Source organism: Microbulbifer celer (genome assembly GCF_020991125.1).
In the GTDB taxonomy this organism is placed as follows: domain Bacteria; phylum Pseudomonadota; class Gammaproteobacteria; order Pseudomonadales; family Cellvibrionaceae; genus Microbulbifer; species Microbulbifer celer.
The window spans coordinates 664,371-681,271 of sequence record NZ_CP087715.1 but is presented as its reverse complement, the minus strand read 5'-3'; the positions used below and the strand labels follow the sequence as shown (position 1 = coordinate 681,271).

Annotated in this window: 14 protein-coding genes; 7 read left to right on the top strand and 7 right to left on the bottom strand. The window is 60.1% G+C overall.

The genetic code is table 11. The features are described 5' to 3' along the window. Positions 1–61: 61 nt before the first annotated feature. Entirely contained in the window at positions 62–1,096 is a 1,035-nt protein-coding gene (locus LPW13_RS02615; RefSeq protein WP_230437896.1) for a rod shape-determining protein, read from the bottom strand. 617 nt (positions 1,097–1,713) lie between these two features. On the opposite strand from LPW13_RS02615, the gene gatC reads away from it, so the two are divergent. The 5 genes from gatC to cysZ all read left to right on the top strand — a co-directional run bounded on the left by gatC (position 1,714) and on the right by cysZ (position 6,699). Next, positions 1,714–2,001 carry an Asp-tRNA(Asn)/Glu-tRNA(Gln) amidotransferase subunit GatC gene (gene gatC, locus LPW13_RS02610; RefSeq protein ID WP_230437895.1) on the top strand — a complete coding sequence of 96 codons (288 nt, stop codon included), beginning with the start codon at positions 1,714–1,716 and terminating at the stop codon, positions 1,999–2,001. Positions 2,002–2,136: 135 nt separating this feature from the next. Continuing rightward, positions 2,137–3,591 (top strand): Asp-tRNA(Asn)/Glu-tRNA(Gln) amidotransferase subunit GatA, encoded by a 1,455-nt coding sequence (gene gatA, locus LPW13_RS02605; RefSeq protein ID WP_230437894.1) that lies wholly within the window; start codon positions 2,137–2,139, stop codon positions 3,589–3,591. Between the two features lie 11 nt (positions 3,592–3,602). Next, on the top strand, positions 3,603–5,066 hold the full coding sequence (gene gatB / locus LPW13_RS02600; protein WP_230437893.1) for an Asp-tRNA(Asn)/Glu-tRNA(Gln) amidotransferase subunit GatB: 1,464 nt from the start codon (positions 3,603–3,605) through the stop codon (positions 5,064–5,066). 463 nt (positions 5,067–5,529) lie between these two features. Continuing rightward, entirely contained in the window at positions 5,530–5,826 is a 297-nt protein-coding gene (locus LPW13_RS02595) for a PA4642 family protein (RefSeq protein WP_230437892.1), read from the top strand. A gap of 3 nt (positions 5,827–5,829) precedes the next feature. Further along, entirely contained in the window at positions 5,830–6,699 is an 870-nt protein-coding gene (gene cysZ / locus LPW13_RS02590; protein WP_230437891.1) for a sulfate transporter CysZ, read from the top strand. 218 nt (positions 6,700–6,917) lie between these two features. Here the strand turns inward: cysZ and rhlB are convergent, their stop codons facing one another. After that, positions 6,918–8,456 carry an ATP-dependent RNA helicase RhlB gene (gene rhlB, locus LPW13_RS02585; protein WP_230437890.1) on the bottom strand — a complete coding sequence of 513 codons (1,539 nt, stop codon included), beginning with the start codon at positions 8,454–8,456 and terminating at the stop codon, positions 6,918–6,920. Positions 8,457–8,606: 150 nt separating this feature from the next. Beyond that, positions 8,607–9,227, bottom strand: a complete 621-nt coding sequence (locus tag LPW13_RS02580) for an HvfX family Cu-binding RiPP maturation protein (RefSeq protein ID WP_230437889.1) — start codon at positions 9,225–9,227, stop codon at positions 8,607–8,609. Positions 9,228–9,363: 136 nt separating this feature from the next. On the opposite strand from LPW13_RS02580, the gene LPW13_RS02575 reads away from it, so the two are divergent. Next, positions 9,364–10,716 (top strand): MATE family efflux transporter, encoded by a 1,353-nt coding sequence (locus tag LPW13_RS02575; protein WP_230437888.1) that lies wholly within the window; start codon positions 9,364–9,366, stop codon positions 10,714–10,716. Between the two features lie 160 nt (positions 10,717–10,876). Then, a complete protein-coding gene (locus tag LPW13_RS02570) occupies positions 10,877–12,388 on the top strand; it encodes a succinylglutamate desuccinylase/aspartoacylase family protein (protein ID WP_230437887.1) in 1,512 nt (503 codons plus the stop codon). Between the two features lie 188 nt (positions 12,389–12,576). On the opposite strand, the gene LPW13_RS02565 is transcribed toward LPW13_RS02570, so the two are convergent. The 4 genes from LPW13_RS02565 to hemA form a co-directional block, all read right to left on the bottom strand. After that, positions 12,577–13,491, bottom strand: coding sequence for a cation diffusion facilitator family transporter (locus LPW13_RS02565; RefSeq protein WP_230437886.1), 915 nt, complete (start codon positions 13,489–13,491; stop codon positions 12,577–12,579). Positions 13,492–13,592: 101 nt separating this feature from the next. After that, complete coding sequence (gene prmC / locus LPW13_RS02560; protein ID WP_230437885.1) at positions 13,593–14,447, bottom strand: peptide chain release factor N(5)-glutamine methyltransferase; 855 nt, start codon at positions 14,445–14,447, stop codon at positions 13,593–13,595. Positions 14,448–14,452: 5 nt separating this feature from the next. Beyond that, positions 14,453–15,538 (bottom strand): peptide chain release factor 1, encoded by a 1,086-nt coding sequence (gene prfA / locus LPW13_RS02555; RefSeq protein ID WP_230437884.1) that lies wholly within the window; start codon positions 15,536–15,538, stop codon positions 14,453–14,455. Next, entirely contained in the window at positions 15,539–16,861 is a 1,323-nt protein-coding gene (gene hemA / locus LPW13_RS02550) for a glutamyl-tRNA reductase (protein ID WP_230437883.1), read from the bottom strand. Positions 16,862–16,901: the final 40 nt, after the last annotated feature.

The following is a 16,901-nucleotide window of genomic DNA, read 5'->3' as shown; positions in this document are numbered from 1 at the left end:
GTTTTAATTATGCGAAACGGGCCGCCGCAGCGACCCGTCCACTTTATCCACAGGTGTGCGATCAGTTGGACACCAGATACAGACGGCTCTTGTCCATCATATCCAGCGCCTTGCCACCACCGCGGGCAACACAGGTCAGAGGATCGTCGGCAACGATCACCGGCAGGCCGGACTCCTCCATCAGCAGGCGATCCAGATCCCGCAGCAGTGCACCACCACCGGTCAGCACCATGCCCCGTTCGGCAATATCGGAAGCCAGTTCGGGGGGAGATTGCTCGAGGGCGCTTTTAACCGCCTGCACGATGCCGGACAGCGGCTCCTGCAGCGCCTCGAGGATTTCGTCACTATTCAGGGTAAAGCTGCGCGGCACCCCTTCCGCCAGATTGCGGCCGCGCACGTCGATCTCGCGCACCTCACTACCGGCATAGGCACAGCCGATCTCTTCCTTGATGCGCTCGGCAGTAGCATCACCGATCACGCTACCGTAATTGCGGCGCACATAATTGACGATGGCCTCGTCAAAGCGGTCGCCGCCTATACGGACAGAATCGGAGTACACCACCCCGTTCAGGGAGATAATGGCGATCTCGGTCGTACCACCGCCGATATCCACCACCATGGAACCACTGGCTTCTTCCACCTTGATGCCGGCACCAATAGCCGCCGCCATGGGTTCCTCAATCAGCCACACCTCGCGTGCACCGGCGCCGAGGGCGGACTCGCGAATCGCACGGCGCTCCACCTCGGTAGACTGGCAGGGCACACACACCAGCACCCGCGGGCTCGGCCGCATCCAACTGTTCTCATGCACCTTCTTGATAAAGTGCTGGAGCATTTTTTCCGTCACCTGGAAATCGGCAATAACGCCGTCCTTCATCGGTCGGATGGCAGTGATGTTGCCCGGTGTACGGCCCAGCATACGCTTGGCCTCCACACCGACGGCTTCCACAATCTTGGTGCCGTTGTAGTGACGAATGGCGACCACAGAGGGCTCATCGAGAACTACGCCGCGATCGCGCACGTAGATCAGCGTATTGGCAGTACCCAGGTCAATGGAAAGATCACTGGAGAACATGCCCCGCAAACGTTTAAACATGGAATTCGGTTACCTTAATCTGAAATACAACACCCGTGCCTGAAATCAGGTGCCGCTGAGCGCTGACTGATTGTTTCGCAACGCTCCCGGCTGGAAAGCGCTACAGGGTAGTTAGTCCGCGCAAATAATTCTGTGTTCCGGGCAGCGTTTTCGCCCGCTCATCAGCGCCCGTGGCGAACGCCGATTGCTGAGGGTATGGCCAGACTCGGTAAGACTGTGGCCAGAATCGGCAAACTCTAACAACGGCGGGGGTTCAGGGCAAGGTGGAATGTTGAGCATATTGCTGCCCGTCCACCTGATAAAGCCCCAGAATACTAACCAAAGCCGACGCGAAGGTGCCGATACCGGGTGTAACCTTGTGAGACCTTCTAAAACAGGGACGTTTTAGAAGAGCCCCCATGGATGGGTTCACGGCGTGTCTCGCAAGGTTACACCCGGTAGCGGCACCGCCACCAAAGCCGCTACCAGGACATCGGGGTATTCTCCTCGCCCTTCAACCCAACTCGGGAGATTCTCCCGCAGATATGCTAAATTTGCGCCCTTCAATTTCCACCCGCGCCGCGCCCGTCAAGGCGCGGCCGTTAAATAGCCAATGAGAAGCTGGAGTCTCTATCCCCATGGCCGTGGACGCGCAAACCGTAGAAAAGCTGGCCGAACTGGCCCGCATCGCCATTTCCGAAGAAACCATAGACGAAGTCAGCAGCCGTCTGGGTGACGTACTGCAACTGGTAGACCAGCTGCAATCCGTCAACACCGAAGGCGTCGAGCCCATGGCCCACCCCATGGACGAGATCCAGGTACTGCGCGCCGACCGGGTGACCGAACCCAACCGTCGCGAGGAATTCCTCGCCCTGGCACCGCAGACCGAAGCGGGACTCTACCTGGTACCCAAGGTCATCGATTAAAAGGTCATCGATTAACCAGACAACCATTTACTGGACTTCGACTGACTCGCCGCCCCATGCAGCGCCAGAGCACTAAGCTGCGCCAGAGCGCTAAACAGGTGCGATAACAGAATAGACAAGAAACCGGATATCCCAATGCATCAACTGACCATCGCCGAGATCATCCGCGGCCTGCGCGACAGGCAGTTCTCCAGCGTCGAGATCACCAGCCATCTGCTGGAGCGTATCCAGCAGCTGGACGGCCACTACAACAGCTTCATCACCGTCACCGGCGAACAGGCCCTCGAGCAGGCCGCCGCCGCCGACGCGCGCCTGGCAGAGGGCAACGCCCCCGCCCTGTGTGGCGTGCCCATCGCCCACAAAGACATCTTCTGTACCCATGGCGTGCGCACTAGCTGCGGCTCCAAGATGCTCGACAACTTCGTACCGCCCTACGACGCCACCGTGGTGGACAACTTCCTGCAGGCAGGCGCTGTCAGTCTGGGCAAAACCAATATGGACGAGTTCGCCATGGGCTCCTCCAATGAATCCAGCTTCTACGGCGCGGTGAAAAACCCCTGGGATATCGAGCGCATTCCCGGCGGCTCCTCCGGCGGCTCCGCAGCAGCCGTTGCCGCACAACTCGTGCCCGGCACCACGGCTACCGATACCGGTGGTTCCATCCGCCAGCCCGCGGCCATGACCGGCACCACCGGCCTGAAACCCACCTACGGTCGCGTGTCCCGCTGGGGCATGATCGCGTTCGCCTCCAGCCTGGACCAGGGCGGCCCCATCACCCGTACCGCGGAAGACGCCGCGCTGATGCTGTCTGTGATGGCGAGCCCGGACAACAAGGATTCCACCTGCCTGGACCGCCCATCGCAGGACTACACCGCCAACCTCAACGACAGTATTCAGGGCCTGAAAATCGGTGTGCCCTCCGAATACCTGGGTGAAGGCCTCGACACCCAAGTGCGCGAGCGGGTTCAGGAAGCGCTGAAAGAGTACGAAAAGCTCGGTGCCGAACTGGTGGAAATCAACCTGCCCCACAGCAAGCTCGCCGTGCCCTCCTATTACGTGATCGCTCCGGCGGAGGCCTCCGCCAACCTGTCCCGCTTTGACGGCGTGCGCTACGGCTACCGCTGTGAAAACCCGGCGGATCTGCGCGACCTGTACATGCGCTCCCGCGGCGAAGGCTTCGGCGAGGAAGTGAAGCGCCGCATTCTCGTCGGCAGCTACGCGCTGTCCGCCGGCTACTACGACGCTTACTACAACAAGGCCCAGCAGGTACGTCGCCTGATCAAACAGGATTTTGTCGACGCCTTCGACAAGGTGGACGTGATCATGGGCCCCACCGCGCCCAACCCCGCGTTCAAGCTTGGCGAGAAAAATGCGGATCCGGTGGCCATGTATCTGGAAGACATTTACACCATCGCCACCAACCTGGCCGGCCTGCCCGGCATGTCCATTCCCTGTGGTTTCGCCCGCGGCATGCCCGTGGGCCTGCAGATCATTGGCAACTACCTGGACGAAGCGCGCATGCTCAATGTGGCGCACCAGTTCCAACAGGCCACTGACTGGCACCAGCAAACCGCCCCGGCAGCAGAATAAGGAGACACAACGTGGAATGGGAAGTCGTTATCGGGTTGGAAGTACACGTACAGCTCTCCACCCAATCTAAAATTTTCTCCGGCGCCAGCACAGCATTCGGTGCCGAGCCGAACACCCAGGCCTGCGCCATTGATCTGGCCATGCCGGGCACTTTACCGGTACCCAACGAAGAGGCCTTCCGGTTTGCCGTCATGTTCGGCCTCGCGATGAATGCGGAAATCGGCCAGCGCTCAGTGTTCGAACGCAAGAACTATTTTTATCCGGACCTGCCCAAGGGCTACCAGACCACTCAGTTGGAAAAGCCCATCGTCGGTGCCGGCCAGATCGAAATTCACCTGGAAGACGGCAGTAGCAAAACCGTGCGCTTACACCACGCGCACCTGGAAGAGGATGCGGGCAAGTCCCTGCATGAAGCTGTGTTTGATTCCGGTCACGGCATGTCCGGCATCGACCTCAACCGTGCCGGCACCCCGCTGATCGAAATCGTATCCGAACCGGATATGCGCAGTGCGGCGGAAGCCGTGGCGTATCTGAAAAAGATCCACAGCATCGTCACCTATCTGGGCATCTCCGACGGCGATATGTCCCAGGGTTCCCTGCGCTGCGATGCCAACGTCTCAGTGCGCCTGAAAGGCGAGGAAGAGCTGGGTACGCGCGCGGAGATCAAGAATCTGAACTCGTTCCGCTTTATCGAGAAAGCAATCAAGGTGGAAGCCCAGCGTCAGATCGACCTGATCGAGGACGGCGGCAAGGTCGTGCAGGAAACCCGTCTGTACGATGCCGACAAAAACGAAACCCGCTCCATGCGCAGCAAGGAAGTGGCCAACGATTACCGTTACTTCCCCTGCCCGGACTTGCTGCCGGTGGTACTCTCCGACGAGTATGTGGAGCAGGTACGCGGCGAGTTGCCGGAACTGCCTGACGCCAAGTGCGCGCGCTTTGAGAAAGAGTACGGCCTGTCTGCCTACGATGCGGATCAGCTGACCCAGGAACGCGCCAGCGCGGACTATTTTGAGCAGGTAGCGGCGAAGTCCGGCGAGCCGAAACTGGCGGCGAACTGGATGATGGGTGAGTTGGCGGCGCTGTTAAATCGCGAGGAAAAACCCATTGAGGATTCGCCGGTTTCTGCTGCACACCTGGCGGGTTTGATTGCACGGATCAAGGACAACACGATCTCCAGTAAAATCGCCAAGCAGGTGTTTGAGGCGATGGCGAATGGGGAAGGTGATGCGGATGCGGTGATCGAGGCCAAGGGGCTGAAGCAGGTAACCGACACCGGCGCTATTGAGAAGATGGTGGACGATGTGATCGCGGCGTCTGACAAGCAGGTAGAAAACTACCGCAATGCGGATCCGGACAAACGGCCGAAAATGATGGGCTTCTTTGTCGGCCAGATCATGAAGGCCTCCAAGGGGCAGGCTAATCCGCAGATGATCAACAAGATTCTCAAAGAGAAACTGGACGCATTGTTGTAGGCCTCTGGCGTAGTAGGTTCGCCGTTACTTCGGGGCCCCTACTAGCCACCCCCAGTGGCGGCCGAGCACCGGGTGAAGCTTTTCGAAACCGCTGTGAATACATCCCTGTACGCTGCGGCGGCGACGTGGCCCGGCCGCTCCAGGTATTCACGGCGCCTTCGGCCCCTGTCGCCGACGCTTTCGAAAAGCTTCCCCCGGCACTCGGCCTTCAATTCAAACAACTGTACTTCGCATCAGCTCATTGAAAGCGTAGAACACACAGAACCCCGATGCGAAGGTGGTGCGGCCGGGACCTGTTTGCGAAACCTTCAAAAACAGGATGTTTTTGCAGAGCCCCCATGGATGGGTTCACGACGTGTTTCGCAAACAAATACCGGCGGCAGCGCCGCCACCGAACCACCCAAGTAGGGTCAGAAGTGGCACTTGTACAAAAGTTAAAACAGACTACGAAAGGAATTAGCAAGTGAGCCTGAAAAAAGACAAACAAAAAGTCCTCGGTGAAGTCTTCGATGACGAGCGTATCGCTGGATTTCTGGTGGGTGACGCGCCGGAAGGATTCAATCGGGATTTCTATCTGCTGGAGCGCGCCTACCGCGGTATGAAAGCAGAGAATTTTGAAACCTTCGTACGCATGTTCAAACAACAGGGGCTGGACCTGAACAGCCAGAGCCCCGAAGGCCAGACACTGCTGGCCCGCATTGAAGAACATACGCAAAGTAAAGAATACGCAGACATACTGCGACAAGCCGGAGCCCAGTAAGCCATGACCTCCAACCCGGCACACGGCGTCAACGCACTGATCCGGGGGGCGCAACTGCTTACCCGTAAAGAGTTGCGCCCGTTTATCATCATCCCCCTGCTCATCAACCTGGTGCTGTTTATCGCCCTCGGTGCACTGATGATCAGCCAGCTGGACGACCTCGGCCGCTATATCGGCAGCCTGCTGTCCAACACCCCCGTCGACACTTCCGACATGTCCTGGTGGCGCGCCATCCTCGCCAAAGGTGCCGACTGGGCCGCCAGTGTATTTCACTGGCTCGCCTGGCTGATCGCCATCGCCGTGATACTCTTATTCTTCCTCGCCTACGGCTACCTGTTCGGCATCATCACCAACATCATCGCCGCGCCGTTTAACGGCTTCCTGGCAGAAAAAGTCGAAGAACTCCTCACCGGCCACCCGCCGCCCCCGGAATCCATCGGCAGCATGGTATTCCGCACACTGGGCAGGGAACTGCGCAAGCTGATGTACTTTCTCGGCTGGGGCATCGTGATCTTCATCATCGCCCTGCTCACCAGCTGGACCGTTTTTATCCCCGCCATCCTCGGCGCACTCTGGGGCGCCTGGTGCATGGCGATCCAGTACGTGGACTACCCGCTGGACAACCACCAGCGCAGCTTCGATGAACTGAAAAGTGTGCTGATGCGCAAGAAGTTCACTACGCTCGGCTTTGGCGGTGCGGTAATGCTGGCGAAAATGGTACCGATCCTGAACATCTTTGTGATGCCGGCAGCGGTGGCCGGCGGAACCGCACTGTGGGTAGAAAGAATCTGGACCGAAGGCGACCCCGGCAAGGGGCCCAATGGCATGAATCCGCTCGGCGCATCAAAAAGAATTGAAAACTCGAATCAATAGATATCCGTATCAAGAAACAAAAAACGCGGGATAAAACCCGCGTTTTTTATTGCTTACGAAGCACATCTGTCGATGCGAAGGCAAAGTACCGGGTATCGGTTTTCAGAAGCGTCGCAAACAGGGACGTTTGCGACGCAGCTTACCTGGACGTATTTATAGCGGTTCTGAAAACCGATACCCGGTGCTTTGCCGCCACCAATCCTAAACAAAAACAGGACTCAGCGGCGTGAACGCCCACCGCCTCCACGACGACCACCGCCGCGGTTGCCACCCCGGTTATCGCGATCACCGCCACTGCTGCGCTTTACATGCACCTTCGGCGGCTGTTCCAGCAGCTCTTCCGGTGGCACCTGGCAGGTCAATTTGCTGCCCAGTAGTTTCTCGATCGGCTCCAGGCGCATCGCATCATCTTCACAGGCGAAACTGATCGAGGTACCACTCTTGCCCGCGCGCCCGGTACGACCGATACGGTGTACGTAATCTTCCGGCTCCTCCGGCAGGGTGTAGTTCACCACATGACTGATACCGTCGATATGAATACCGCGGCCGGCAACGTCAGTGGCTACCAGCACCCTGGATTTACCGCTCTTGAAATCGTCCAGTGTACGCACCCGTTTGTTCTGTGCCACTTCACCGGACAACAGGCCCGCATTGATACCGTGCGCCTGCAGATTTTCGTGCAGACGGCGACACTGATCGCGACGGTTGGCGAACACGATCAGGCTTTCCACATCCTCCTGTTTGAGGATGTTGAACAGCAGCGGATATTTTTCATCCCCGGAAACCAGGTACACATGCTGGGTCACCGAGTCCGTCGCCACACGCTCCGGCTGGATTTCCACAATCGTCGGGTCCAGTGTCCACTGTTCCACCAGATCGTCGACTTCCGGTGTGAAAGTGGCCGAGAAGAACATGGTCTGGCGGTGCGTCTTGCGCGGCGTCTGACGCACGATGCGACGCACCTGGGGGATAAAGCCCATATCCAGCATGCGGTCCGCTTCATCGATCACCAGGATTTCCGTCTGGTCCAGGAAGCAATCGCGATTGCTGACAAAGTCCAGCAGGCGGCCCGGTGTCGCTACCAGGATATCCACAAAGCGTTCGTTCAACGCCTTCTGCTGTTTCTGGTAATCCATACCGCCGACCAGGGTGTGGATTTCCAGGTCGGTGTATTTGCACAGGCCCTTGGCATCATCGGCGATCTGCATTACCAGCTCGCGAGTGGGCGCGATGATCAGCGAGCGGGCCTCACCGGCATAACGCTCGCCCTCAAAGGGGTGCTTCAGCAGGTCATCAATGACGGTGATCAGAAACGCAGCGGTTTTACCGGTACCGGTCTGCGCCTTGCCCACCAGATCGTGACCATTGAGAGTATGGGGAAGGGACTGCCCCTGAATGGGCGAGGCGTACTGGAAGCCCAGATCCGCGATGGCATGCATCAGTTCCAGTGGCAGATTCAGGTCGTGGAACCGAACTTTGCCCTCTGCCTCCGGCACCTGGAACTGATCCAGGCTCCAGGGCTGCTGGGGCTTTTTCGGCGCAGGCGCAGTACCGCTACCGCCATTATTGCCACCGCGACGGCGCTGATTGCTGCGACGGCGATTACCGGTCTTGCCGCCGTCTCCAGACCTGGTATCAGCAGACTTGTTGGCGCCCTCGGCGGAGGGGTTCTTCTCACGCTTTTCGGACCCCGGGGACTTCTGGGATGAATGGCTCTCGGGTTTGTCTGAGGAACGTCGGAAAAACTTGCCTATCAAAAGATTACTCGCTTCATTGGTTACAGCCCTTCCGGCTGAGGGCCGCCAGGCCACGCGTGACGCGCGCTCCGGGCGATAGAGGTTAAATTATCGGCGAGTATATCATCTATACGCGCCGGGTATCCCCCCGGCGGATCAGCAGCCCTACCACTAGATCAACCTGCGCCAGCGTGCAATCCAGTAGTCCAGGCTCACGTAGCGCCCCGCGCCGCCAAACAGCAGCGCCATTAGCATTACGAAATAAGTCGCGGCGAACTCGATACCATTCTTGAGCACAGTGAAATTGCCCGCTTCGGTAAGCCAGTCGTAATTGCCGTGGGCCTTCAGCAGCTCGACCGCTTTTTCCTTGCGGACCGCCGCCTCCTCGATCAGATCCACCCGCCACTCCCAGGGCATGGTGAGGGTCTGCTCCGGCAGGGCGTGCCAGCCGTACTGCCAGTGCGCGGCGACCGCGGCCACTGCCATAGTGAACATCAGCGGAATCGCCATCAGCCGCACCCCCAGGCCTAGCAGCAGAGCGAGACCACCAAAAAATTCCGTCAGCGCCGCGAGCCAGGCCATCCAGAGCGGCGCCGGCAATCCCAGGCCCCAGTCCGGATTGCCGAACCAGGCCGCCACATCACTGATACTGCCAATTTTGTTCAGCCCCGCGAGGATAAATATCGGCCCCAGAAACAATCGCAGCGCCAACGGCCCGAGACCGTCCAGCGGCCGCAGCAGCCCCAGAAAACAGCGATAAACATGATTGAACCCGCGACTGTCCCCATCCATAATCCACATCCTGTTTATCTGTCCAGGTGTTCAGGTTCCCCCTCTTCCGGGACGAAGCCTGGACGTTTACCCTATCTTTTCCCCGCCAACGCTACTTATAGTCTAGGCATTTGCGTTTACAGCTACCGAAGTACTCATGTTCAAGATTTATCCCCGCGCCACCGCGACCGAACTGCGGCACCTGACCAGCCTCGGCGGGCCGCTGGTGGTGAGCAACCTCGCCGTGGTCAGCATGGGCGTGACGGACACCATCGTCGCCGGCCGCTCCGGTGAAACCGACCTGGCGGGGCTGGCGCTGGGCTCCAGTATCTGGGCGGTATGCGCGGTAGTCATGATCGGCATGCTGGCGGCGGTATCCCCGGTAGTGGCCCATCTACGCGGTGCGCGGCGGGAGGAAGACTGCGCGCTGCAGCTGCACCAGTCATTCTGGATCGCTCTGGTCGGCGGGCTGCTGGTGATGGCGATCCTGCTGGCCTCCATCTGGTGGAGCCACTGGATCCAGGCAGAGGTGCCGGTGCGCCAGGTTATGGTCCACTACCTGGTGGCACTGGCGGTCGGCACCCTACCGTTTGCCGTCGGCAGCGCCCTGCGGGGCTACTGCGAAGGCATGGCCCAGGTGCGCCCGGTGATGCGTATTTATCTCGCCGCCGCGGTACTGAATATCCCCCTCGACATCCTGTTCGTATTCGGCTGGGGACCCATCCCCGCCATGGGCGGTGCCGGCTGTGGCTGGGCCACCAGCATCTCCTGCTGGTGTATCGCCATCGCCCTTTACTGGCATGCGGGGCGCGATCCCGCTTACCGCGCGCTGGATCTGAAGCTGCTGCCCCCACGCCCCCACTGGCCCACCCTGCGCCACCTGCTGGCGGTGGGGATGCCGATCTGTATCGGCGCCGGCAGTGAAGTGACCTTTTTTGCCAGCATGGCCCTGTTGCTGGCCTCCTACGGTGCCACCATCGTGGCCGCACACCAGATCGGTATGTCGATTGGTTCTGTGTGCTATCTGGTGGCACTGGCCCTGGCCCAGGCGGTGAGCATCCGCACCGCCCAGGTACTGGGACAGGGTCGCCCCAAACGCGCGCGTTTTGTCAGCACTGTGGGGATCGGCAGCGGGCTGGTGTACGCGCTGTTTACCGGCGTGATCCTGATTGCGGGCCGCAACCTGCTGGTGCTGGCTTACACCAGCAATCCGGACATCATTGCCGTGGCCAGCAATCTGTTGATCCTCGCCGCCGCCTACCAGCTGGTGGATGTCACCCAGGCCATGGCCTGGGGGGCACTGCGGGGCTACAAAGACACCCGGGTGCCCATGTACCTGCAGCTGTTTTCCTACTGGCTGGTGGGGCTCACCAGTGCCTGGTGGCTGGGGGAAAACTTATGGGGCGTATACGGCTACTGGACGGGCATCTGTATCGGTCTCGGTACCGCCGCGGCTTTGTTGCTGGTGCGCCTGTATCACACCAGTAACAAAGCCTTGACCCGACGCTGAATTTCCACCCCATTCAAATCGCCGCGGTTTCACCAAACCACCAACTATCGCGCAATTCCATCATCGGCAATTGGCTATACTCGCGCACGCGCGGAACTCCTGATGAACACCGCCGTCACCTGATACCAATAAAACCGCCTTCATTAAACCGGAGCAATGCATGTTCTCCCGCTCACTGAGCTTGTCCTTCCTGTTGTTTATCGCCAGCCACAGCCCACTGCTGCTGGCAGAGGAATCGCCGACCGAACCCGATGTGGAAACAGAGGCCACACAGGCTGCTGCCGATGAGGCACAGCCCGAAAAACCGCCTGAAGCCGAAAAACCGGACAGCGAACAAGACGATGCCCCCATGCCCCAGGCGAAAAGCATCGAGCTGGATAAGCCCGTCAGTGAAAAAGAACTGGCCACACCGTCCAAGGAAGATTCGGAAGCCCCCGCGCCGGTAGCAAAGGCACCAGCACCGGAAGCTGCCAAAGAACCCGAGCAGCCCCCGGAAGGTCGCACCCTGCGTTTGTTGGGCTCGGAAGTCCCTCCGGCCACCTCGACCCGACTGGCCTGGTCCCCGCGCCAGCATTTCGAAGGCATCTACAGCGCCACCCCGGTACTGGTGGTCAACGGCGCCGAATCCGGCCCGACCCTGTGCCTGACCGCGGCGATTCACGGCGACGAATTAAACGGCATCGAAACCGTGCGCCGGGTGATGTACAACCTCGACCCGGAAACCTTGAAAGGCGCAGTGATCGGAGTACCCATCGTCAACCTGCAGGGCTTCCATCGCAGTTCCCGCTACCTGACCGATCGCCGTGACCTCAACCGTCACTTCCCGGGTACTCAGGGTGGCTCCTCCGCCTCGCGGATTGCGCGCTCGTTTTTCGACAAGGTGGTAGTGCACTGCAACGCGATCGTCGACCTGCACACCGGCTCTTTCTACCGCACCAACCTGCCACAGCTGCGCGGCGACCTGCGGGACCCGAAAGTGGTGAAAATGACCAAGGGCTTCGGCTCCACCGTGGTCCTGCACAGCGACGGCGCCAAGGGCACCCTGCGCCGCGCGGCGGTAGAAGCGGGCATTCCCACCGTCACCCTGGAAGCCGGCGCGCCCATGGTGCTGGACGAGACTTCCGTCAGCCACAGCGTCAAGGGCATCCGTACCTTGTTGAACCAGCTGGGCATGGTGAGCAAGTTCCGCCTGTGGGGCGACCCCGAACCGGTGTATTACAACTCCACCTGGCAGCGGGCCACCAACGGCGGGATCATTTTCAGTGAGGTAAAACTGGGGCAGTTTGTGCGCAAGGGCGATGTGCTGGGCACGGTCACCAACCCGATCACCAATGTGCGCAAGGAAATCCGCTCCGAGCACAACGGACGGGTACTGGGCATGGCGATGAACCAGGTGGTACAGCCGGGCTTTGCCGCGTATCACATTGGCATTCAGGCCCCGGAAGAACAGATCAGTCCGCCGGAGGAAGTCACTGCGGAACAGGAAACACCCGCGACTAAAGAGCAGAAGTCGACAATGGAAGAACCTGCCGGTAACAGTGGCAGCGAGGGAAGCTCGAAAGAAGACACGGAAGAAAATTCACAAGAAAGTTTAGAAGAAAGCGCGGACGAATCCCTGGATGAAACCCAGCCGGCGCTGGTGCCTCACGATGAGGAGAGTGAGGAGGACTAAACCATCGAATCACTCAACCCCTGCCACCACTAAACACCTACGGTGGCGGTGCCGCTACCGGGTAAAGCCTTGCGAGACACGCCGTGAACCCATCCATGGGGGCTCTTCTAAAACGTCCCTGTTTTAGAAGGTCTCGCAAGGCTTTACCCGGCATCGACACCTTCGCAGAAACTTATTTACTTCGGGATTCAGTCCGGGGCATCAGGCTTACTCACCCGATCAATAATCGGCGTAGGATCCACATGTAACGGCTCCGGTTGCAGGGTGATATGGTCGATATCAAACCGCTTGATCAGTGTTTCTCGCAACCGCCCGAGCACTCCGGGCCACGCTTCTAAATCGTCCACCACAATATGCGCCGACAGAGAAATCATCCGCGAGTCCAGGCGCCAGATATGCAGGTCGTGCACCGAGCGCACGCCCTCCACTGCCGCCAGCGCCTCCCCCACCACCGGCAGGCTCAGCTCCCGCGGCACACGCTCCATCAGTACATCCACCGCATCGCGCAACAGTTTCAGGCTGGAAAACAGGATCAGCACACAGATCAACAGCGACAGAATCGGGTCGATGGGCGTCCAACCGGTAAAGTAAATCACCCCACCCGCCAGCAGTGCCGCCACCGATCCCAACAGGTCCCCCATCACATGCAGCAGCGCACCGCGGATATTCAGCGTCTGCTCGCCGCGATGCAGCACCCATGCCACGCCAATATTCACCAACAGGCCAATGGCCGCGATCAGCATTACCATACCGCCCTGCACCGGTTGCGGCTCCCGCAGACGACCGACGGCGGCGATGGCGATACCGATGATGATCAACAGCATGAACACGGCATTGACGATGGCGGCCAGGACTTCGGCGCGCCCCCAGCCAAAAGACATTTCCCGGCTGGCGGGCTTTTGCGCCAGGAGTGCCGCAACGGCGCCGAGCGCGAGGGAGATGGAATCGGTGGCCATATGGCCGGCATCCCCCAACAGCGCCAGGGAACCGGAAACCCAGCCGCCGATGGCTTCCACCACCGCAAACGCGAGCGTGATCACCAACCCCCACACCAGAGGCTTGAGAGAATTACTACCGTGATGATGGTGGCTGTGATCGTGCATGCGTTACTTTTTCCCCAGCTGGCGGCGGCGGTACCGGGTACGGCATCGACGCCTTCGCCCATGACTGCGCCAAGTAGTCCAGATTAGTGCTATCCAGGCGTTTAATCTGCCTGAAACCGCCCCATGGTCAAACGTTCCCGCCCGGCATAGTCAAGCCGGGTTTCCACCGCGGTGTAACCGCAACCGGAAAACAATTCGCGTACCCCTTTACCCTGATCCCAGCCGTGCTCCACCAGCAGCCAGCCGCCATCATTCAGATGTGCACGGGCACCGTCGGCGATCATGCGGATATCCGCCAGGCCGCGCTCTTCCGCCACCAGGGCAGACAGCGGCTCGAAGCGCACGTCGCCCTCGCGCAAGTGGGGATCCTTGGGATCAATATAGGGAGGATTGCTCACGATCAGGTTGAAACGCTCGCCACGCAGGGCTTCGAACCAGTCGCTTTGCAGTATATGGACACCGTCGAAGCCCAGGGCGGCACGGTTCTCCTCCGCCAGGGCGACGGCAGCGGGCATTCTGTCCACAGCGGTGATCTGCCAGTGAGGCTGCTCACTGGCGAGCGCCAGGGCGATGGCTCCGGTGCCAGTGCCGAGATCGAGGACAGAAAAGCCCTGTTTCTGCGGCCCCGCGGACGACTCGCCCAGTGCGAGCGCCACTTCCACCAACACCTCGGTGTCGGGGCGCGGGATCAGGGTGGTGCGATTGACTTTGAGCGGCAGCGACCAGAATTCCCGGCTGCCGGTGAGATGGGCCACGGGCTCGCCCTGCAGACGGCGTTTGAACAGGGCGTCAAACCGGGCCTGCTGGTCGGGATTCACTTCGTGTTCGGGCCAGGTATAGAGCCAGGCGCGGGACTTGCCGAGTATGTGGCACAACAGCACTTCCAGATCCAGGCGGGGACTGTCGCTGTGTTGGAGTTCCACCGCCCGCAGCAGGTTGTCCTTTACTGTGGCCATCTGGGTTACTGCTGCCCCAGTGCCGCCAGCTGATCCGCCTGGTATTCGGTGCGCAGCGGCCCGATCACTTCTTCCAGCGCCCCCTGCATCACTTCATCCAGTTTGTAGAGGGTGAGGCCGATGCGGTGGTCGGTAACCCGGCCCTGGGGGAAGTTGTAGGTGCGGATGCGCTCGGAACGGTCGCCACTGCCCACCAGATTTCTGCGCGCATCAGAGATTTCCTGGGCGGCGGCGGATTCCTGGGCGCTGTTGAGACGGGCCTGCAGCAGCGCCATGGCCTTGGCGCGGTTCTTGTGCTGGGAGCGCTCGTCCTGACACTCCACCACGATGCCGGTGGGCACATGGGTCAGGCGCACGGCGGAGTCTGTTTTGTTTACGTGCTGGCCACCGGCGCCGGAGGCGCGATAGGTGTCGATGCGCAGATCCGCCTTGCTGATCTCGATGGCATCGCGCTCATCCGGTTCCGGCATCACCGCCACGGTACAGGCGGAGGTGTGGATACGCCCCTGGGACTCGGTTTCCGGGACCCGCTGTACGCGGTGGGCGCCGGATTCGAACTTGAGCCGTGCGTAGACTTCATCCCCGGCCACGCGGGTGATGATTTCTTTGTAACCGCCGTGCTCGCCGGGGTTTTCACTGATGACTTCAATGCGCCACCCCTGCTTTTCCGCGTAGCGGGAATACATGCGGAACAGGTCGCCGGAGAAGATCGCCGCCTCGTCACCACCGGTGCCGGCACGGATTTCCAGATAGACGTTCTTGCGGTCGTTGGGATCGCGGGGCAGCAGCAGGGTCTGGAGTTCTTTTTCCAGCGGCGCCACCTGCTGCTCCGCTTCATTCAGCTCTTCCTGCGCCATCTCGCGCATTTCCGCATCGCTCTCATCGAGCATTTCACGTGCGGCGGCCATATCCTCCTGCAGGGTTCTGTAACGCTGGTAGCACTTGACCACCTCTTCCAGCTCGGCATATTCCCGCGACAGATCGCGGAATTTATCCTGATCGTTAATGGTTTCTGCATCGCCCAGTAGTGCGGACACTTCCTCGTGACGCTCTACCAGGTTTTCGAGTTTCTGCTGTACCGATTCTTTCATTTAGTCCTGCTTGTTTCCTGCCGGCCCTTTTCCCGAACCAGTGCCCTTTGTATTGCCGCTGTTGCGGTCTTCCAGCGCTTGCGGGGCCAGGCCGACAACTTCCCGAGCGATCCGCAACCGCTCCAGGTCGCCTTCGGCGGTGGCGCGACGCAGGCTGACTGTGGGCGCGTGAATCAATTTATTGGTGAGAGAACGCGCCATCTGTTCCATCAGCTGCTCCGGGTCGCCCCCGGCACGCAATTGCACCAGCGCCTTTTCCAACTCTTCTCTACTGATGCCCTGGGCCTGCTGCCGATAGCTGCGGATGGAATCCACCGCCTGCAGAGAGCGCCGCTCGCGCATAAAACTGTGAGCGGCTTTCTCGACAATCAGGTGCGCCGCCTCTGCGGCCTTTTCCCGCAGCCTCTTGCCCTCGTCGATCACCCCGCGCAGATCGTCCACGGTATAGAGGTAGACATCATCCAGTTTGCCTACCTGCGGCTCGATATCCCGCGGCACAGCAATATCCACCATAAACATGGGGCTGTGCCGGCGCTGCTTGAGTGCCGTTTCCACAGCGCCCTTGCCGAGAATCGGCAACTGGCTGGCGGTGGAACTGATCACAATATCTGCCCGCGGCAGATACTCGGGGATATCCGCCAGCAGGATCGCCTCGGCACCAAAGTCTTCTGCCAGGGACTGGGCCCGGTTAAGGGTCCGATTGGCAACGATCAGCTTTTTGACCCCCTTGTCCAGCAAATGGCGGGCCACCAGTTCAATAGTTTCACCGGCGCCGATCAACATCGCCGTCTGCTGGCCGAGGTCGGTAAAGATCCGCGACGCCAGAGAGACCGCGGCGAAAGCAACGGAAACCGGATTCTCGCCAATGGCGGTCTCGGTGCGCACTTTTTTCGCCACCGCGAAAACCTGCTGGAACACATTGTGCAGGGTGCTGCCAACACTGCCGGACTCTCTGGCCACCGCATAGGCGGATTTCATCTGCCCGAGGATCTGCGGCTCCCCGAGTACCAGCGAATCCAGCCCACAGGCCACGCTCATGATATGGCGTACCGCGGATTCATCCAGATAGTGATAGTGACAGGCAGCGAGCTGATCCAGGGGCACCTGATGATAATCGGCAATCCACTGCAACACCGCCTCCGGCGCCACATCGCCGTAGATCTCGGTGCGGTTGCAGGTGGAAAGGATGGCAAGCTCCGGGCACGATAGCGCCCTCCGTGCCTCTTCCAGCGCACTGGGCATCACTTCCGGGGCAAACGCGACCCGCTCACGCACCTCTAGCGGCGCGCTGTCGTGATTGATTCCCAGGGCAAGGATTGACATAAGTACCCGTCAGTCAAAAATCTGTTTGGCGACACAAATC

Excerpts from the sequence above, each read along its gene's own strand:
- LPW13_RS02580 (WP_230437889.1), bottom strand. The coding sequence starts at position 9,227 with ATGGATGGGGACAGTCGCGGGTTCAATCATGTTTATCGCTGTTTTCTG.
- LPW13_RS02570 (WP_230437887.1), top strand. The coding sequence starts at position 10,877 with ATGTTCTCCCGCTCACTGAGCTTGTCCTTCCTGTTGTTTATCGCCAGC.
- LPW13_RS02615 (WP_230437896.1), bottom strand. The coding sequence starts at position 1,096 with ATGTTTAAACGTTTGCGGGGCATGTTCTCCAGTGATCTTTCCATTGAC.
- LPW13_RS02575 (WP_230437888.1), top strand. The coding sequence starts at position 9,364 with ATGTTCAAGATTTATCCCCGCGCCACCGCGACCGAACTGCGGCACCTG.
- gatC (WP_230437895.1), top strand. The coding sequence starts at position 1,714 with ATGGCCGTGGACGCGCAAACCGTAGAAAAGCTGGCCGAACTGGCCCGC.
- prmC (WP_230437885.1), bottom strand. The coding sequence starts at position 14,447 with ATGGCCACAGTAAAGGACAACCTGCTGCGGGCGGTGGAACTCCAACAC.
- LPW13_RS02565 (WP_230437886.1), bottom strand. The coding sequence starts at position 13,491 with ATGCACGATCACAGCCACCATCATCACGGTAGTAATTCTCTCAAGCCT.
- cysZ (WP_230437891.1), top strand. The coding sequence starts at position 5,830 with ATGACCTCCAACCCGGCACACGGCGTCAACGCACTGATCCGGGGGGCG.
- hemA (WP_230437883.1), bottom strand. The coding sequence starts at position 16,861 with ATGTCAATCCTTGCCCTGGGAATCAATCACGACAGCGCGCCGCTAGAG.
- gatA (WP_230437894.1), top strand. The coding sequence starts at position 2,137 with ATGCATCAACTGACCATCGCCGAGATCATCCGCGGCCTGCGCGACAGG.
- prfA (WP_230437884.1), bottom strand. The coding sequence starts at position 15,538 with ATGAAAGAATCGGTACAGCAGAAACTCGAAAACCTGGTAGAGCGTCAC.